This window comes from Streptomyces sp. NPDC058326 (assembly GCF_042879855.1).
Taxonomy (GTDB): Bacteria; Actinomycetota; Actinomycetes; order Streptomycetales; family Streptomycetaceae; genus Streptomyces.
In genome coordinates this window covers 302,548-320,952 of the sequence record NZ_JBHVZO010000006.1, presented here as the reverse complement: position 1 = coordinate 320,952, position 18,405 = coordinate 302,548, and the positions used below count along the sequence as shown (strand labels likewise).

Here is an 18,405-nt window from a genome sequence, read left to right as displayed (position 1 = left end):
TTGGGTCGCGCGATCGGCTCGGGGAGCTTGTTAGACGCTGCGTCTAGCAAGCTTGTTAGACGGAACGTATAGCAAGGGGGGTGCCCGGGCCTACCCCTCGGTACGTACTTTCTTCCCCGGCCCTTACCCCGGGTACGCGAACGGGGCCGGAGCCATGGCGGCTCCGGCCCCGTCCCGGGGTGGCGCGATGTCAGAAGGTCAGGTTCCAGGCGTCGATCCGGCCCGTGTCCTGGTTCGCGTTGTCGTTCACGCGAAGCTTCCAGACGCCGTTCGCGACCTCCGCCGAGGCGTTGACCGTGAACGTCTGGACGATGTTGTCCGTGCCGCTGCCGGAGCGGTTGTGCACCGTGTAGACGGTGCCGTCCGGGGCCACCAGGTCGACCTTGAGGTCACCGATGTAGGTGTGCTTGATGTCCACACCCACCTTCAGCGTGGCCGGGGCGTTGCCCGTCACGCCGCTGACCGTGATGGGGCTCTCGACCGTCGCGTTGTCGGCGATCGCCACATCGGTCAGGTTCTCGAAGTACGCGCCGGGCGGCGGGGTGGTGCCCCCGACGGCCTTCAGGGCGTCGACCGCGCCCTCACCGAAGAAGCCGTTCTTGGTCGTGGTGCCCGTGCAGCGGGTGTCCGAGGGGCATGCCCTGTCCGTGGCCTGGACGCCGAGCTGGTCGCGGATCTGCGCCGGGGTGAAGGTCGGGTTCACGCTCGCGATCAGCGCCGCGACGCCGGCCACGTGCGGAGAGGCCATCGACGTGCCGTTCATGTTGCCGTACTTGCCACCCGGGAGCGTCGAGTAGACACCGGAGGCGCCGTCGCCGCCGGGGGCGGCGATGTCGATGACGCCGTTGCCGAAGTTCGAGTACGAGGCCTTGGCTCCGCCGTTGCCCTGCGCGGCGACCGTCACGACGCCCGGAAGCTCCGTCGGGATGTCGATGCAGGCGTTGGTGATCGTACGGGTGACCGGGGTCGAGTCGTTGGGGCTCTCGGAGTCGGTCGTCTTGTTCGCCAGGTCGTAGTTGGAGTTGCCGGCGGCGGCGACCTGGAGCGAACCCTTGTTCTCCGCGTACGCCTGGGCCCGACGGACGCCCTCGATGATGGCGGCCTGGTCCACGTTGTCCGGGCAGTTGAACTGCCACGGGTCCGTGTAGTAGCTGTTGTTGGTGACCTTGAAGCCGTGGTCACCGGCCCACATGAAGCCGCAGATCGTGTTCTCCGCGAAGAACAGGCTGCTGGTCGGCTCCGCGATGCGGACGGAGGATATCGTCACGCCCGGCGCGACACCGATGACGCCCTTGCCGTTCTTGGCGGCCGCGATCGTGCCCGCGACATGCGTGCCGTGGGTGCCGACGTCACGCCAGGCGCCCGCGCGGGTGTCCGCCTTGCCGTAGGCGCAGGAGGCCGAGTCGGCGGCGTTGAAGTTGGGCGCGATGTCCTGGTGCCGGTCGTCCACGCCGGTGTCGAGGACGCCGACCTTGACCGACGCCGAACCGGTGGTGACCGCCCAGGCCTGGTCGGCCTTGATCTGCGTCATGTCCCAGCGGTTCGACTCCGTCAGCGTCGTGGTCGACTGCGACGGGTTCGCGGGGAGCGCCGGGTTGTAGGCGTCGGCGGGGACGTCGGAGGTACGGGTCGCCCCGACCTGCTGGACGCCGCCGACCGTGCGCATCGCCGAGGCGAACGACGCGGACGTCGAGTGCGCCACGATCACGCCGATGGCGTCGTAGGTCGCGAAGACCGAACCGCCGTTGCTCGCCACGGCGCCGCTCACGGCCGCCGTGCCGCCGGGAGCCGTGATCACCAGGTACGCGCGGGTGCCGGCGGCCCAGGCCGCCGGTGCCGCCGCCGTCGTGGTGGCCGTCGTCGCCCCCGCCGAACGGGCCGCGACGGGCGCGGTGTCCGACGGTGCTGCGTGGGCGAATCCGGCGAGCGCCACGGTCGTTCCGAGCGCCGCGACGGCGATGGCCGACGTTCTCAACCGGCTGGATATCTGGGAAAACAATGCGTCCTCCGATGACCCGGTGGCGCGGGTGGCGCCGGCCGGGCCCTGTGATGTGTGGGGTGGACGCAAGATCCCAGACTCGTCCCCCGGAGGGAAGCCTTCTGTCCGAGAAGCCTGTTCGTGTTACGCACTGTTGACCGAACAGTGCCCGGAGGGGCAGGGTTTCCAGCGCCCTGCCCCCTTTGTTACGACTACTTCAGGTACGGACCAGCGGAACCGATCTTTCCGGGGCCGTTCAGGACGTACACCCGCAGATTGCCCTTACCGGGCGCGGCGACCGAGAGGGTGCCGTGGGTGACGGTCCGGACGTCGCCGGTGACGGCGTCGGTGTACGTGCCGTTCGGGACGCCCGAGTAGGTGGCGCCGCCCGAGATCGTGACCAGGGCGAAGCTGTCCGTCCCCCCGCTGGTGTACCGGCGCTTGAACGCCATGCCGCCGGAGATGCCCTCGGTGGAGTACTGGCCCATCTGGAGCGCGGGGATTGCGCGGCGGATCTGGTTGAGCCGCTGCACGTGCTGTACCAGGGGCTGCTGGAGCGTGGTGGCGACCGCCCCGGAGGCCGCGGAGACCCGGGAGAAGTCGGAGGCCGTGACGGACCCGGCGACGTGGTCGCCGAAGTAGGCGCGGCCGGTCGTGGCGAGCGGGCAGGTCGGCCCGCAGTCGATCTTCTGCCCCTTCTGGAACTCGATCTCGGAGCCGTAGTACAGGGTCGGGATGCCGCGGAACGTCCACATCAGGGACATGTTCTCGGCCCAGGCGTCCGTCCCGCCGGTGTACCGCTCGCTCGACTTGTTGGGGCCGTAGTCGTGGCTGTCGACGTAGACGACGTTGTACGTGGCGTCGTTGTAGCTGTCGTCCGAGTCCTTGCCGTTGGAGAAGGCGTTGTACGCGTCACCGAAGTTCATGTGCATGCGCATGTCGATGACGTTCATGCCGGAGAAGCGGCTGTGGTCGGGGGTGTGGTAGCTGTTCCCGTTCAGGAAGGCGTTGCTGGAGGTGGGCTGGCTCCCGGTGCCCTGCTGCTGCTCGTAGTCGTACATCTCCAGGGCGGCCTTGGCGTCGTCGGCGTCGTACTCCTTGCGCTCCTTCCAGGTGAAGAACTGCGCCGAGTGGTTCACCGAGCCGCGGTTCCACTTGTCGTTCACGAAGGCGGCGACCTCGCCGAAGACGAAGAAGTTCTTCGCCGCCTCGGCGCCGTGGCTCCGGGTCACCCGCTCCTGGATGGCGGGCAGGAAGCGACGGTTCCAGGTGGTGCGCGGGATGTGCACGGCCGTGTCGACGCGGAAGCCGTCGACGCCCATGTCGATGTACTTGTTGTAGGCGCCGATCAGGTAGTTCTGCACGGCCGGGTTCTCGGTGTTGAAGTCGGCCAGGTCCTCGTGCAGCCAGCAGGAACGCGAGTCCTCGCCCTCCCAGTTGCCGATCCAGCACTGGTGGAAGAGCGCCTTCGGGAACATGCCGGACGTGGGGCTCGGCCACTGGCAGTTGTAGACGGTGTAGCCCTCGGCGCTCTTGCCGCCGGTCGGCCTGCCCCAGTTGAGACAGGTGTTGCCGGTCGGTTCGGCCGTCGACCAGAGGTCGCCGTTGTAGTACGACTTCCCGGTCTTCGGGTCGATCGTCAGGCCGTCGTACTCGAAACCGGGCTGCTTCTCGTCGTAGTACCAGCTCCACTGGCTGTCCCGCACCCCGTACACGGTGGGCGTGAACAGGCCCTTGGCGCCCCAGCGGGAGGAGTGGTTGTAGACGACGTCCTGGTAGATCTTCATGCCCTTGGCGTGGGCGGCGTCGATCAGGTCCTGGTAGGAGGCGCCGGCCGACTCCAGGCGCGGGTCGACCTTGTAGAAGTCCCAGCCGTGGTAGCCGTGGTGGTCGTAGTCGGACCGGTTGAGGACCACGGGCGTGACCCATATCGCCGAGAAGCCGAGGCCCTTGACGTAGTCCAGCTTCTGGATGAGGCCCTTGAAGTCGCCCCGGAACATGGGGTCGTCGTTGGCCGCGTTGCCGGACTTGACGTGCTGGCTGCCGCCCCGGTTGTTCGACGGGTCCCCGTCGTTGAAGCGGGCGGTGAGGACGAAGTAGATCGGGTCCTTGCGGGGGTCGGTGCCGAGCGGCCTGCCCGTGCCGGGGTTCGCCGGCCTGTCCCCGGTGGTGGCGCTCGCGGGGGCCGAGGCGGCGGAGACGTTGCCCGCCGCGTCCACGGCCTTCACCGTGTAGGTGTAGGCGGTCCGTTCGGCGAGACCGGTGTCGGAGTACACGGTGGAGCCGACGTCGGTGACGACCGTGCCGCCGCTGCCGCCGGTACGGGTGACCTGGTACTTCGTCACGCCCCTGTCGTCCGTGGCCGGGTCCCAGGTGAGCAGCACCGAGACGCCGTCGGCGGCGGCGGTGAGCCGGCCGGGGGCGGTCGGCGCCCGGGTGTCGGGGGTCGCGGCGGCGCAGGGGTCGGTCGCGTTCGCCGTCACCACGTTGTTCCGCACGGTGCTGACGCCGGCTCCGAGAGGGTAGTCGGAGCCGCCGTTGTTGTCCCACGTGCCGTTGCCGTTGTTGAACGCGGCCTTGAAGGAGGTGGCCGTCCCGAGGTCGATGTCCCGCTTCCACCAGCCGGCGCAGGCGGCCTGCATGCCGAGGCCGGGAACGGTCGTCCAGGCACCGCCGGCCGGCTGGTAGTGGATGTTGGTGGTGGACCAGCCGAGTGACTCGGTGGAGTAGTACACCGTGGCCTTGGTGGTGGGGGTGGGCGTGGTGCCCGTGCACGGGTCGGAGTGGGCGACGACCCCGTCCTTGACGGTGAGGGTGCCGGTGCCCAGGGCGTAGTTCTTGCCGCCGTTGTTGTCCCAGGTGCCGGTGCCGTTGTTGAAGGTCGCCCGGAGTCCGGTGGCGGTGCCGAGGGTGACGGTCCTCTTCACCCAGTCCGTGCAGGCGGGCTCCATGCCGACGCCCGGGACGGTGGTCCAGGCGCCGCCGTCGGGGGCGTAATGCAGGTTGTACGCGGCCCAGTTCTTCGTTTTGGTCCAGTAGAAGACCGTCGCCGTGTTCTCCGCGGCGGCCGCGACCGGGGCGGTCCTGGGTGAGGGGATGTCGGGTGGGGCGGCGAGCAGGCCGAGGAGGCCGACGGCGACGGCCAGGACGGCCACCGGGCGTCCGGGCAGCCGCGTGGGGGTGCGGGTCATCTGATTCTCCAGGCAGGGGCGTGCTCCGTACGGGCCGGCGGGGAGCGGGGATCGGCACCGTTGGAAACGCGGTCGGAAAGTTTCAGAAACTTCTTGCGTGGCGGGAAGTTACCGCCGGTGCGGCCTGGGGGTAAAGACTTCTGCCCGAAGTGGCCTCCGGGCGGGGGCCGTTCGGAGCGGACCGGGGGGGCGACGGGCGGACATGCCGAACCGCCGCGCGGCGCGTCGGCCGGGCGGCGGAGGGGGTGGTGGGAGGGGGTGGGGAGTGGTGGGGGGGTGTGCGGGCAGGGCTCAGGGGCGCGGCCAGGGGCGCCCCTCCAGGCGCTCGATGTCGCGGTTGAAGCGCTCGAGGAAGGCGGCGAAGCGGGAGACGTCCTCGGGTGACCAGTGCTCCATGACCCGCTCCAGGCCCTCGATGTTCGAGGTCCGGTCGGCCTCCAGGCGGCGCTCGCCCTCCTCGGTGATGCGGAACTTGCGGGCGATGCCGCCCTCGGGGTCGGGGATGCGCTCCACGACTCCGGCGCGCAGCATCGCCGCCGTCTGCCGGTTGAGGGTGGAGGCGTCGAGGCCGAAGGCCTCGCTGAGCTGTCCGATGGACATCGGCCCGTGCATGTTGATCCGGCTCAGCAGGACGTACGCGCTGCGGTCGAGGTGACCGCCGGCGGCGCGGGAGCGGGGCGCGTACAGGAGGGCGTGCCGTCCGAGCAGCATGGTCTCGAACTCGACCAGACGGGTGGGCTTGTCCACGGGCTTGTCCATGGCTCCATTCTCTCCCGCGGCGATGCGTTGTGCAGCATGCATATGTTGTGTATTCCACAATCAATGTGCATGATGCATAAAGCTGCGCATGGCGAACCATGACGCACCCCGTACCCCATGTACGACCGAGGGAGAACCCGTGGACGGCTCCAAGCCCGACGCCCGACCCGGAGGCGTCGTCGGCGTCCTCGCGCTCGCCGGCATCGTGGCCGCACTCATGCAGACCCTGGTGGTGCCGCTCATCGGCGACCTCCCCAGGCTGCTCGACACCACCGCGTCCAACGCCTCCTGGGTGATCACCGCCACCCTGCTCGCGGGTGCCGTCGCCACCCCCGTGGCCGGCCGGCTCGGCGACACCCTCGGCAAGCGGAGAGTCCTCCTCGCCTCCGTGATCCCCCTGATCGCGGGATCCGTGGTCTGCGCGCTCGCCTCCTCGGTCGTTCCCATGATCGTCGGGCGCGGCCTCCAGGGCCTCGGCATGGGCGTCGTACCGCTCGGCATCAGCCTGCTCCGCGACATCCTCCCGCCCGAGCGGCTCGGCGGTTCCATCGCCCTGATGAGCGCCTCCATGGGCGTCGGCGGCGCCCTCGGCCTGCCGTTCTCCGCCGCCGTCGCCGAGAACGCCAGCTGGCGCGTGCTCTTCTGGGTCGCCGCCGGAACGAGCGTCCTGGTGGGCGTCCTCATCTGGCGCTTCGTCCCCGCGGGCCGCCGCACCCCCGCCGCCGGCCGCTTCGACGTTCCCGGAGCGCTCGGCCTTGGCGTCGGGCTCGTCGCGCTGCTGCTCGCCGTCTCCAAGGGCGCGACCTGGGGCTGGGGAAGCGGCACCACCCTCGGCCTCCTCGCCCTCGCCGCCGTCGTCCTGCTCGGCTGGGGCGCCTGGGAGCTGCGTACCCCCGAACCCCTCGTCGACCTGCGGGTCACCGCCCGCCCGGTCGTCCTGCTGACCAACACGGCGTCGGTCCTCGTCGGATTCGCCATGTACGCGCAGTCCCTCGTCGTCCCCCAGCTGTTCCAGCTGCCGGAGGCCACCGGCTACGGACTCGGCCAGTCGATGATGGCCATGGGCCTGTGGATGGCCCCCGCGGGCCTGATGATGATGCTCCTCGCGCCGCTCGGCGCGAAGCTCTCGGCCGCCCGCGGCCCCAAGGTCACGCTCTCCGTCGGCGCCCTGGTCATCGCCGCCGGCTACGGCTCCTCGCTCGCCCTGATGGGCTCCACCGGCGGCCTGCTCGTCGTCACGCTCATCTGCAACACCGGCGTCGGCCTCGCCTACGGCGCCATGCCGGCGCTCATCATGGGCGCGGTCCCGCAGGAGGAGACCGCGTCGGCCAACAGCTTCAACACCCTGATGCGCTCCATCGGCACCTCCGTCTCGGCCGCCGTGATCGGCGTCGTCCTCGCCCAGATGACCACGACCCTGGGCGGCCACGCCCTGCCGTCCGAGGACGGCTTCCGCGTCGCCATGCTCATCGGCTGTGGGGTCGGTCTGGTCGCCGTGCTCGTCGCCGCCGTCATCCCCGCCAGGGCCGCCACCGCCCCGTCGGACCCGGCGGACACGGAACACGGCACCGCCCCGCGCACACCCTCCGAGGCCACCGCCTGACCAGGCGGGGGACGGGGGCCTCTGACCGACCGTCGGCCGGTGCGGGCGCGGGGGAGACGCACCAGGGCCCGCACCGGACACCACTCAGGCCTTGCCGTCCTCAGCCGGTGCGGGCATGGGGGACACGCGCCCTGGCCCACACCGGACACCGCTCGGGCCTTGCCGTCCTCGGCCGGTGCGGGCGCGGGGGAGACGCGCCAGGGCCCGCACCGGACACCACTCAGGCCTTGCCGTCCTCGGCCGCCTCCAGCGTGAAGAGCGCCCCGTCCGGATCCCGCACCACCACCGTCCGGCGCCCCTCGGCCTCGTCCGGACCGCGTACGCCACCCCAGTCGTCGCCCGGCACCACCGACCCGCCGTGCGCGACGACCGCCTCCGTCGCCGACTCCGGATCGGGCACCCGGAACCGCACCAGCCAGCGCGGCCGCAACTGCGGCCGGGGCGAGCCGGACTCGACGGGACCGCTGTTCAGCCGGGCGACGGCCTCGCCGTCCCGCCGCAGCACCACCTTGTCCTGCTCGTACGACACCTCGAAGCGGCCAGGACCCTCGTCCGCCCAGTGGAGCACCTCGCCGTAGAACACGGCCGCCTCGAAGGCGTCCCGTGTGTGCAGCTCCAGCCAGGCCGGCGCCGAGTGCTCGCCGATGTGCCAGTGGGACTCCGTCCGTCCCTGCCACACACCGAACGCCGCGCCCTCCCGGTCGGTCGCGAGCGCCGCACGCCCCCGGGGCGGATAGGCGACAGGCCCCACGCCGACGGTGCCGCCGCGCTCCCGGATCCGAGACACGGCCGCGTCGGCGTCGTCCACGGCGAAGAACGCCGTCCAGGACACGGGTACGGAGAGCTCGGCCGCGACGGCCGCGATCCCGGCGACGGGCACCCCGTCCAGCTCACCGACCGCGTATTCCCGCTCCCCGCTGCCCCGCCGGAACGTCCAGCCCAGCACGGCCCCGTAGAAGCGCTCGGCCGCGTCCAGATCGTGCGCGTTCAGACTCAGCCAGCACGGTGCTCCCACCTCCTCTCCGGTCGTCGGCCCCGACACCGGCACCACCTCCTCGTCGTCCTGTCACGCTGCGTGCATCGTGCGCCCCTTCCCCGTCCCGCCGCCCTCCATGCGCGCGTTCACCCACGTGCCGCCGATGACCACCCGCCCGGGTGCGCCGACCACCGGCCGGGCGGATGTCCCGGCGGATCGGCATGCCGCCCGACCGCACACGCCGGGCGCCGCCGCGCCGGGGCCCGTCAGCCGGCCTGCTCCCCGGCCTGTCGGCGGAGGGCGACGGAGAGGTGGTGGTGAAGGGCGCCGAGGACCGGCTCGTCGGGGCCGAACAGACCGGTGGCGAGCTTCCAGTAACGGCGGATCAGGGGCCCGTCGCCCCGGGCGAGCAGCGGGACGAGCCCCCGCCGGAAGTCCGGGGAGTCCGCCGCCCCCAGCGCCCGGGCATAGGCCTCGACGAAACAGTCCAGGGCCCCGCCGTCCTGCGGGGCGCGGCCGGCCCGTACCTCGGCGAACGCCAGCCCGTACGCCTCCGCAAGGCCCTCGTACAGCACCGCGGGACGGTACTCCCCGTCCGGCAGCGGCGGCGCCGGACGGTCGAGGCGCGGGTCGGACACGAGCGCGTGGAGCCGCGCGAAGTCCAGCACCTGCCCGGAGGTCGGCTCCGCCGGCACCCCCGGTACCACCGAGTCGAGAACCAGGGACACCACCCGCCGCGGCAGCCGGACCGGCAGGATCCGGCGCCAGAACCGGGCGAGCGCCGCCGTGTCGGGCGGCACGGACACCGCACCGATCAGCCGCAGCCGGTCGGCGCGCTCACCGGCCGGGCACTCCTGGACCAGCCGCAGCGAGGCCTCGCGCCAGCGCAGCGCGGCCAGCCGGGAACCCACCTCCCGCAGCTGCGCCGAGACGGCCTCCTCCAGGGCCTCGTCCCTTTCCAGGGCCCGCTCCACCTCCGCGACGGGCAGGTCGAGGGCGCGCAGGGACCGGATCAGCCGCAGCCGCTCAAGGGCCTGCGGCCCGTACCGGCGATGACCGCCGGAACTGCGGCCCGCCGCGGGGAGCAGACCCCGGTCGGAGTAGTAGCGCACCGTCTTCACGGTGACACCCGCCCGCTCGGCGAGCTCCCCGATGCTCCACAGCCCGTCGGACACCACGACGCGATCCTCCCCATGGTCGGCTCCAGTCTGGAGCACGGCCGCTCCCGTGCGCCCTCCGGGTACGCCGGTGACGTGTCGCCGCCCTTGAACCTCCCGCAGGGGGAGTTCCTACCGTGCCGGCGAGAGATTCCCGGAAGTGGCGAGGAGACGATCATGACGGCGTATGTGCTGGTGCCGGGTGCCTTCACCGGTGGCTGGGTGTGGGAGCAGGTGGCCGCACGGCTGCGGGAGGCGGGAGCGGAGGCGTACCCCGTGACCCTGACCGGCATGGGGGAGCGACGGGACGAGGCCGGGCCCGGCACCGGTCCTGAGACCCATGCCGAGGACCTGCTGCGGGTCATCGACGCCATCGCGGACCCCCGGATCGTCCTCGTCGGGCACGGCTACGGGCTCCACCCCGTGCTCGCCGCCGCCGACCGGCGCCCCGGACGCGTCGCCCGGATCGTCTCCGTGGACACGGCCCTGCCGCAGGACGACGAGGCCGCCGAACGCTCCCTGCCCGACCCCGAGGCGCGGGAGCGACTCGCGGACGGAGCCGGCGACGGCGGCTGGCTCTCGCCACCGGAGCCGGGCGGCTGGCCCCGCTGGGGCAGCACCGAAGGCGTTCCCGCCGGATCCCTCGAACGCCTGGAGCGCCTCGCCGTACCCCAGCCGGCGCGCACCCTCACACAGCCGCTCCGGCTGACCGGACCGGCCGCCGCCCTGCCGACCACCGGCGTCCTGTGCACCGCCAACGGCTCGTCCATCGACCTGGTGGAGATGCTCGTGGAATCGGGGCCACCGCAGTTCCGGGCGCTCGCCGACGAACGGATGCGCTTCTTCGAACTCGGCACCGGGCACTGGCCGATGCTGTCCGCACCCGAGGAGCTGGCCGAGGTGCTGCGCGCGGCGGCGGCGGGGGAGGGCCACCGGGTGGCTGCCCCCGGACGTGCCCCGGGACCCGAGCGGCCGGCGCACCTCCTGCCGTTCCTCCTCGACGTACCCGAGGTGCCGCGCGAGCGACACGGACGGATCGACCTCCACCTGCCGGACACCGAACGGCCCCGGCCCGCCGTCGTGTTCGTCCACGGCGGCCCCGTCGCCCCCGACCAGCGGCCCACCCCGCGGGACACGCCGTTCCTCCTCGGGTACGGCCGCTACGCGGCGGCCCTCGGCGCGGTCGGCGTGACCCTGGACCACCGGATGCACGGCCTCGCGGACTACCCGCGTGCCGCCGAGGACCTCGCCGAGGCCGTCGCGCTCGTCCGCGCCCACCCACGCGTCGACGGGGAGCGGATCGCGCTCTGGTTCTTCTCCACCGGCGGACTGCTCACGGCGGACTGGCTCGCCGCGCCCCCGCCCTGGCTGCGATGCCTGGCCGCGAGCTACCCCGCTCTGGCGCCGCTGCCCGGCTGGGCGGGGGTGGAGCCCCGCTTCCGTCCCGTGGACGCCGTCGGCACGGCCGGGGGACCCCCGGTCGTGCTGATCCGGGCAGGCCGCGAGCACCCCGCCTTCGCGGCGACGGTCGAGGAGTTCCTGACCGCCGCCGGGACGAAGGGGGCCGCCGTCGAGGTCGTCGACGTTCCGCACGGCCACCACAGCTTCGAACTGGTCGACCCCACCGACGAGTCCCGCGCCGCCGTGGAACGGGCGATGCGCTCCGTCCTCACCCACCTGGGGAACGCGGCGAGCCCGGACGGAGACCGCTGAATGGCGGGGCACAGGCGGCGACGGGCCGACGGCGTCGATCAGGCGGCGAGGACCGTCCGCGCGCGGACCGTTTACACATCAAAGGTGTTGACGTAAGGTCCCGGCCATGTCCGAACGCGTGGTCCCCGAAGGCAGCCGGCAGCGCCGCCGCCCCACCAAGCAGGGCGCCGTCCTCTCGGAGCAGCTGATCGTCGACACGGCGCTCCGCCTGGTCGCCCGGCACGGCGCGGAGGCGCTCTCGGTACGGCGACTGGGCGCAGCGCTCGGCGCCGACCCGAGCGCCCTGTACCGCTACTTCCGCAACACCGACGCCCTGCTCCTGGCCCTCGCGGACGAACTCGTCGGCCGGGCGCAGGAGGGCTGGACGGCGACGGGGGACTGGCGCGAGGACCTCCGCTCCATGGGCCTGCGGATCCACGCCTGCTACCTGTCGCACCCGCAGGCCGCCGTCCTCGCCGCGTACCGCACCACCGGCCGCCCCCACGAGACCCGCGCCGTCGAGCGGATCCTCGGCATCCTCCGCACGGCGGGCTTCCCGGACCCGCTCGCGGTGCGCGCCTACCACGCCTTCGTCGACCAGGCCCTCGCCTTCGCCGCACAGGACGCCGCCGCGCTCGCCCTCCCGCAGGCGGCCCGGGAGGCGGACGAGGCGGTCTGGCACGCGGTGTACGGAAGGCTGCCCGCCGAGAGCCACCCGCACATCGCCGCGACCTTCCCGCTCCTCGCCGCCGACATGAGCGGCAGCGGCTACCCCTTCGCCCTGGAACTCCTGCTCGCCGCGCTGACGGCACAACACCCGGAGACGACGGGCGGCACGGGCCCGACCTGATCGGCAAGATCCCCTCGGGCCTGTCCGGTCAGGCTCCTAGGGATGCGAGAACACCCCGACCATCCGGGTGTCCGGGTTGCTGCTCATGCCGACGATCGCGCCGCCGTCGGCGCGGTTGGCGCGGGCGTGGGCGCCCGCGTAGCCCTCGTCCGTGAGGAAGATGCCCAGGGCCGCCACCCAGTCGTCGACGGTGCCGGTCGCCGGGTCGTACACCGGCTCGGGCCGGGGCACCACACGTTCCTGCACCACGTACCCGCCGCGCTCGGCGGCGAAGGCCAGCGCCTCGTCCCATTCGCTGTCGGTGCGCTCCCAGCCGACGAAGGTGTCCAGACCGCCGTAACCGGCGCCCGGCTTGAGGATCAGCCGTTCCCTGAGCTCCCGGCAGAGGTCGATGACAGCGGCGGGAGGCCGCCCACCTCGCTGCCGAGGTTGAACTCCAGGAGCCTGAACGACGTGCCGTCGTGGTACGTGTCCGCGCGGCCCATCCTGGCGGGGACGCCCGACCCGCCCCGGCGCAGCAGCGCCGCGAACGCGGGCCCGATCCCGAGGGCCGCCGCGTACCGCTCGCGGTCACCGCCGAAGAGCCGCAGCGGGAGCGACACGAGGAGGTCGAACAGCCCCTCCAGGTCCCGGGCGAAGGCGGCGGTCTCCGAAGCCCGTACGAACCAGGGCCGGGGCAGCAGGTGCGCCCGCCAGGCCTCCTCGAAGGCCGGCGGAAGCGCGGTCCGCGCCACGGCCCCCGCGCGCCCGCCGTTCCCGCTCAGGCACTCGTCCACGTACGTGCGGCCCAGCTCGGTCATCGCCTCGCTCGCTTCACTGAAGAGATGCGGATACGCGTGCGGAACGGCGAGCACACTACCGCGAGGCCGCCGAACGCGCCGGAGAAAGGAGAACCGCACCCGGCACGGGGCCACGCGGTGCCGGACCAACGCCACCGGGGCCGTGATGCGCCGCCGCGTTAGCGGAACGTCAGTGAGACGTGAGTGACGCGAGGGAAAATGGTGCCCGTCCGCAGGGGGAGCCGGCTGGTACCCGCCGCAACAGACGGACGACCAGCCGACACCGGTCGGCACAGACCGGATTCGGGGCGGGCCGTGGGGGCCCGCCCCGGATCCACGGCCGTCCGGCACGGGCCGACCGAGGCCCACCCCCGGGACGCGCCCGCGTGGCGGGCGCCCCGGACGCCGCCCGGCAGAGACGCCGAACGCCACGTGTCCGCGTTCAGCTGGTGACCGTCACCAGCGTCGCTGCCGTGACCGCGACCATCGCCGCCTGCATGTCGCGGATCGCCCGCCGCACGCCCTCCGCCGCCCACTCGCCGGCCGTCAGCTTCTCGAGGCGCGGCGCGATCTCCTTGCGCGGTACGTCGGGGAAGGCGAGGCGGTGCAGCTTCGCCCCGTGGATCAGGGCGAGGAGGCCCGTGGTGCGGGCACTGTGGGTGGTGCCTTCGAGGAGGACCGCGCCGAGCCTGCCCCGCAGTTCGCGCTCGACGGCGCCGTCCGCCTCCGGGTAGCGGGTGACGGGGAAGAGCCCGAGCACCCGGTGCTGCTCCTCGCGCACCAGACCACGCTCGCGCAGGCTCTCGACGGTGGCCTTCACGGCCTTGCCGTGGTCCTTCGTCAGCCACTCGGTGACCTTCGGAGCCCGGCTCTTCCTGCCGCACCAGTCGGTGAGCCGCCGCAGCCGCTCGTCGAGGAGCGGCACCTCGGTGGGCGTCGTGTCCGTCACCCTCACACGGCCGTCGTCGACCGACACGCGTCCGGCCAGCACGAGATCGAGCAGGATGCCTCCCGCGACGGCCCAGGCGGCGGACTGCCGTTCCTTCGCCGCCCCGGACTCGTCGTCCAGCGACAGCAGCATGATCTCCTCCGCGAGCGTGACCGCCACCCGATACCCCCGACCTTCCGCATGTGCCCGTCCTCGGTGCCCTGCATCCGCCGGCACCCTTGCCCCAGAGGACGGCCGAAGCGGGCCGTTGGTTCCCGGAGCCGGACCGGCGACCCGTGTGACCTGCGCCGTCCCGACAGGCCGCGGGCCGCGACCGACACGGGACGGCTTTGGTCTGGACCGCAGAGAGCGGGGGCGTCAAGCTCTCGGTATGGACTTGGAGTTGCGGCACCTCAAGACGATCCGGGCCATCGCGGACGCGGGGAGCCTCACGCGTGCCGCGACCGCGCTCGGACTCGCGCAGCCCGCGCTCAGCGCCCAGCTCAAACGGATCGAACGGGCCCTGGGAGGACTGCTGTTCGAGCGGGGACGGGAAGGGGTGCGGGCCACGGCGCTCGGGGACCTGGTCCTCGAACGCGCCCGCGTGGTCCTGCCCGCTGTCTGCGAACTGCAGGAGGAAGCGGTGCGCTTCGCACGCGAGGGCGCGGCGGGCTACCGGCTCGGCGGTACCCACGGGCCGCTGCTCGGAGGCCTCGTCGACCGGATCGCGCGCACCGACCCCGGGGCGCCGGTCACCACGTACACCTCCTGGTCGGAGCGTGAGATCGCCGGCGGGGTCGCCTGCGGCCGGCTCGACTTCGCCCTCGTCGGCGTCTGCGGGGAGAGCGGTCCGCCCGAGGCGGGACGCCTCGCGTGGACGGAGGTCGCCCGCGACCCGGTGTACGTGATGCTGGCCGCCGACCACCCGCTCGCGCCCCGCACCGAGATCGACCTGGCCGAACTCGCGGCGGAGGCCTGGACCGACGTACCCGGCGACGGCTGCTTCGGCGACTGCTTCGCGGCCGCCTGCGTCCGGGCCGGGTTCACCCCGGCCTGCGTGTACGAGACGGACACCGCCTCCTGTGTGCATCTGGTGCGGGTCGGCCGGGCCGTGGGCCTCTGCCGGGCCACCTTCCCCGTCACCCCGGGTCTCGTCACCCGCCCCCTCGCCGGTACCCCGCTCGTCTGGCGGCACCTGCTGGGCTGGCATCCCGAGGGACGAGCTGCCGGGCGCGCCGCCACCGTGCTCGGGCACATCCGGGCCGCGCACGCCGAGGCGCTGGCCACCAGCGCCGGCCGGACGCCCGCACCCGTGCGGGAGAGCGGCCCGCGGTGACCCCCAGCCGCTCCCGACCGCCGGGGACGCCCCCGGCGTGACGCCATGGCAGGGACGTGAGCACCCCCGGCATGACGCCACGGCAGTGACGTGAGCACCCCGGCGTGACGCCACGGCAGGGACGTGAAGACCCCCGGCATAACGCGATGGCAGGGGCCGAGCGGCAACTGCCGCACGCTCCTCGGTCTCCCTACGGTTCCACCAGACCCCCACCGAGAACCGAGCACCGAGGAGACACCCCATGCTCCGACGACACGCCCGCACGGCGTGTACCGCCCTCGTCGCCGCCGGAATGGCGCTGACCGGACTCCAGGCCGGCTCCGCCGCCGCTGCCCCGGACGGCCAGGGCCCGCACCGCACCGCGACCGTCAGGACCGCCGCCCAGACCCTCGGCGCCGATGCCGCCCGGCCCGAACTGCTCGATGCCATGCGGCGCGACCTGGGACTCACCCACTCCCAGGCCCTGACCCGCCTCGCCAACGAGGCCGAGGCCGGCGCCACCGCCGCCCGGCTCAGCCAGGGTCTGGGCGGCGCCTTCGCGGGCGCGTGGCTGGACGGCGCGGAGGCCGGCACCCTGACCGTGGCCACCACCCGCGCCGCCGACGCGGCCGCGATACGTGCCTCGGGCGCCCGCGCCCGGCTCGTGACGCACAGTCTGACCGCCTTGGAAAGGGCGAAGGAGGCCCTGGACCGGTCCGCCACCGCCGACGCGCCCGTCCGCTACGTCGACGTACGCGCCAACGTCCTGGTCGTCGAGGAGACCAGAGCGGGGGCGGGCGAGCGGCTCGTCGGGAGCGCCGGGGTTCCCCGTGACCTCGTCCGCGTCGTCCGCACCGCAGAGGCGCCCCGCCCGCTGTACGACATCAGGGGCGGCGACGCGTACTACATGGGAGGCGGCGGCCGCTGCTCGGTCGGCTTCGCCGTCACACGGGGCACCACCCAGGGCTTCGCCACCGCCGGCCACTGCGGCCGCGCCGGCACCACCACCAGCGGGTTCAACCAGGTGGCCCAGGGCAGCTTCCAGGGCTCGGTCTTCCCCGGCAAGGACATGGCCTGGGTCGCGGCCAACACCAGCTGGACCTCCACCCCGTACGTGAAGGGCGCGGGCGGCGCGAACGTCCAGGTGACCGGCTCGGTCCTGCAGCCCGTCGGCTCGTCCGTCTGCCGCTCGGGGTCGACCACCGGCTGGCACTGCGGCACCGTGCAGCAGCACAACACGAGCGTCACCTACCCCGAGGGCACCATCTCCGGCGTCACCCGCACGACGGTCTGCGCCGAGCCCGGCGACTCCGGCGGCTCGTACATCTCCGGCAGCCAGGCCCAGGGCGTCACCTCCGGCGGTTCGGGCAACTGCTCCAGCGGCGGCACCACCTACTTCCAGCCGCTGAACCCGCTGCTGCAGAACTACGGCCTGACCCTCAGGACCACCGGCGTCGACCCGGGCCCCGGGCCCGGCGAACCGGAGCCGGGCGGCACCTGGGCGGCCGGCAAGGTCTACGCGGCAGGTGACGTCGTCACGTACGGCGGCGCGAGCTACCGCTGCCTCCAGGGCCACCAGGCCCAGACCGGCTGGGAGCCGCCCCACGTGCCGGCGCTCTGGCAGCGCCTGTGAGCCGGACCGGCCGCTGACCGGGGGCGCCGCGAACCCGTGGGGGGTGTCGCGGCGCCCCCCACGGGCTCCCCGTGCGGTCCCCGCGGTCAGGCCTCCCCGAGGCCTCCCCGCGCGATGACCTCCGCGTACCAGCGGGCGCTGTCCTTGAGCGTCCTGCGCTGCGACGGGAAGTCCACGTGCACGATGCCGAACCGCTTGCTGTAGCCGTACGCCCACTCGAAGTTGTCCAGGAGCGACCACAGGAAGTACCCCCGGACGTCCGCGCCGTCCGCGAGGGCGCGGTGCACCGCCGTCAGATGCCCGTGGAGGTACGCCACCCGCTCCGGGTCCTTCACCTGGCCCGAGGGGTCGGCGTAGTCCTCGTACGCCGCGCCGTTCTCCGTGATCACCAGCGGTACGCCCGGCAGTTCGTCCCGCAGCCGGATCAGCAGCTCGTGCAGACCGCCGGCGTCCACCGGCCAGTCCATCGCGGTGCGCGGACCGGGCGCGGGCTCGAACCGGACGTGCCGCTCCGCTCCGGCCCACGGCGACGGCGACTCGGAGGTGCCCGCCGCGACGACGGACGGCGAGTAGTAGTTGATGCCGAGCGAGTCGAGCGGCGCGGCCGCCGTCGCCAGGTCGCCGTCCCGCACGAAGGACCAGTCCGTCACCGCGGCCGTGTCGCGGACCAGATCCTCGGGGAGCCGGCCGTGGAAGACGGGGTCGAGGAAGATCCGGTTGCCGACCGCGTCGATCCGGCGGGCCGCGTCCACGTCCTCGGGGGCCGCCGACAGGGCCCGTACGGCATGGAGGTTGAGGGTCAGGGACACCTCCGCCGAGCCGGGCAGCGCCCCCCGCAGCGCACGCGCCCCGAGCCCGTGCGCCAGGTTGAGGTGGTGGGCGGCGCGCAGCGCGGCGAGGTCGCTGGTGCGGCCCGGGGCGTGCACGCCGTTGCCGTAGCCGAGGAAGGCCGCGCACCAGGGCTCGTTGAGCGTGGTCCAGGTCGCGACCCGGTCGCCCAGGGCGTCCGCCATGATGCCCGCGTATTCGGCGAACCGGTACGCGGTCTCCCGGTGCGGCCAGCCGCCCGCGTCCTCCAGTTCCTGCGGCAGGTCCCAGTGGTAGAGCGTCGCCACCGGCCGGATCCCGGCGTCCAGGAGCCGGTCGACGAGGCGACCGTAGAAGTCCAGGCCCTTGCGGACGGCGGGGCCCCGCCCGGTGGGCTGGACCCGGGGCCAGGCGACCGAGAAGCGGTAGTCGGTGACGCCGAGCCGCTTCATCAGCGCGACGTCCTCGTCGACCCGGTGGTAGTGGTCGGCGGCGATGTCACCGGTGTCGCCGTTGCGCACCTTGCCTGGCGTACGGCTGAAGGTGTCCCAGATGGAGGGGGTGCGGCCGTCCTCTCCCGCCGCGCCCTCGATCTGGTACGCGGCTGTGGCGGTGCCCCAGCGGAAACCCTCGGGGAAGCGGAGGACGGTCGTCGTGCCGGTGCGGGCGTCGAGCGCGGTCATGGGGTGGGAACTCCCTGGAGTGAGACGTCTTGGGGGATACGGCGGGCGGCGCGT

General features: G+C 73.1%; 14 protein-coding genes. 5 read left to right on the top strand and 9 right to left on the bottom strand.

The features are described from left to right. Nucleotides 1–190 precede the first annotated feature (190 nt). The 3 genes from ACFVYX_RS15175 to ACFVYX_RS15165 form a co-directional block, all read right to left on the bottom strand. Nucleotides 191–1,960 carry a S8 family serine peptidase gene (locus ACFVYX_RS15175; protein WP_389681837.1) on the bottom strand — a complete coding sequence of 590 codons (1,770 nt, stop codon included), beginning with the start codon at nucleotides 1,958–1,960 and terminating at the stop codon, nucleotides 191–193. 230 nt (nucleotides 1,961–2,190) lie between these two features. Then, complete coding sequence (locus ACFVYX_RS15170; protein WP_389681799.1) at nucleotides 2,191–5,169, bottom strand: carbohydrate binding domain-containing protein; 2,979 nt, start codon at nucleotides 5,167–5,169, stop codon at nucleotides 2,191–2,193. 291 nt (nucleotides 5,170–5,460) lie between these two features. Continuing rightward, nucleotides 5,461–5,928: a MarR family winged helix-turn-helix transcriptional regulator gene (locus ACFVYX_RS15165; RefSeq protein WP_389681798.1), complete on the bottom strand. Its 468-nt coding sequence runs from the start codon at nucleotides 5,926–5,928 to the stop codon at nucleotides 5,461–5,463. Between the two features lie 139 nt (nucleotides 5,929–6,067). On the opposite strand from ACFVYX_RS15165, the gene ACFVYX_RS15160 reads away from it, so the two are divergent. Then, nucleotides 6,068–7,531, top strand: a complete 1,464-nt coding sequence (locus ACFVYX_RS15160) for an MFS transporter (RefSeq protein WP_389681797.1) — start codon at nucleotides 6,068–6,070, stop codon at nucleotides 7,529–7,531. Between the two features lie 220 nt (nucleotides 7,532–7,751). On the opposite strand, the gene ACFVYX_RS15155 is transcribed toward ACFVYX_RS15160, so the two are convergent. Both ACFVYX_RS15155 and ACFVYX_RS15150 read right to left on the bottom strand, forming a co-directional pair. Beyond that, on the bottom strand, nucleotides 7,752–8,546 hold the full coding sequence (locus ACFVYX_RS15155; RefSeq protein WP_389681796.1) for a VOC family protein: 795 nt from the start codon (nucleotides 8,544–8,546) through the stop codon (nucleotides 7,752–7,754). A 227-nt stretch (nucleotides 8,547–8,773) separates the two neighbouring features. Beyond that, nucleotides 8,774–9,685 carry a MerR family transcriptional regulator gene (locus ACFVYX_RS15150; protein ID WP_389681795.1) on the bottom strand — a complete coding sequence of 304 codons (912 nt, stop codon included), beginning with the start codon at nucleotides 9,683–9,685 and terminating at the stop codon, nucleotides 8,774–8,776. Nucleotides 9,686–9,841: 156 nt separating this feature from the next. Here ACFVYX_RS15150 and ACFVYX_RS15145 point away from each other — a divergent pair, with 156 nt between their 5' ends. Further along, nucleotides 9,842–11,377 (top strand): alpha/beta fold hydrolase, encoded by a 1,536-nt coding sequence (locus tag ACFVYX_RS15145; protein ID WP_389681794.1) that lies wholly within the window; start codon nucleotides 9,842–9,844, stop codon nucleotides 11,375–11,377. Nucleotides 11,378–11,483: 106 nt separating this feature from the next. Further along, complete coding sequence (locus tag ACFVYX_RS15140) at nucleotides 11,484–12,206, top strand: TetR/AcrR family transcriptional regulator (protein WP_389681793.1); 723 nt, start codon at nucleotides 11,484–11,486, stop codon at nucleotides 12,204–12,206. 36 nt (nucleotides 12,207–12,242) lie between these two features. Here ACFVYX_RS15140 and ACFVYX_RS15135 read toward each other — a convergent pair whose 3' ends face one another. The 3 genes from ACFVYX_RS15135 to ACFVYX_RS15125 form a co-directional block, all read right to left on the bottom strand. Continuing rightward, nucleotides 12,243–12,455: a hypothetical protein gene (locus ACFVYX_RS15135; protein ID WP_389681792.1), complete on the bottom strand. Its 213-nt coding sequence runs from the start codon at nucleotides 12,453–12,455 to the stop codon at nucleotides 12,243–12,245. Between the two features lie 110 nt (nucleotides 12,456–12,565). Beyond that, complete coding sequence (locus ACFVYX_RS15130; RefSeq protein WP_389681791.1) at nucleotides 12,566–13,006, bottom strand: hypothetical protein; 441 nt, start codon at nucleotides 13,004–13,006, stop codon at nucleotides 12,566–12,568. Nucleotides 13,007–13,427: 421 nt separating this feature from the next. Continuing rightward, nucleotides 13,428–14,093, bottom strand: coding sequence for a GPP34 family phosphoprotein (locus ACFVYX_RS15125; protein ID WP_389681790.1), 666 nt, complete (start codon nucleotides 14,091–14,093; stop codon nucleotides 13,428–13,430). A 211-nt stretch (nucleotides 14,094–14,304) separates the two neighbouring features. Between ACFVYX_RS15125 and ACFVYX_RS15120 the strand changes: the two genes are divergently transcribed. Continuing rightward, nucleotides 14,305–15,249, top strand: coding sequence for a LysR family transcriptional regulator (locus ACFVYX_RS15120; RefSeq protein WP_389681789.1), 945 nt, complete (start codon nucleotides 14,305–14,307; stop codon nucleotides 15,247–15,249). Nucleotides 15,250–15,490: 241 nt separating this feature from the next. After that, a complete protein-coding gene (locus tag ACFVYX_RS15115; protein ID WP_389681788.1) occupies nucleotides 15,491–16,861 on the top strand; it encodes a carbohydrate-binding protein in 1,371 nt (456 codons plus the stop codon). 86 nt (nucleotides 16,862–16,947) lie between these two features. Here the strand turns inward: ACFVYX_RS15115 and ACFVYX_RS15110 are convergent, their stop codons facing one another. Continuing rightward, nucleotides 16,948–18,351, bottom strand: coding sequence for a GH1 family beta-glucosidase (locus tag ACFVYX_RS15110; protein ID WP_389681787.1), 1,404 nt, complete (start codon nucleotides 18,349–18,351; stop codon nucleotides 16,948–16,950). Nucleotides 18,352–18,405 lie beyond the last annotated feature (54 nt).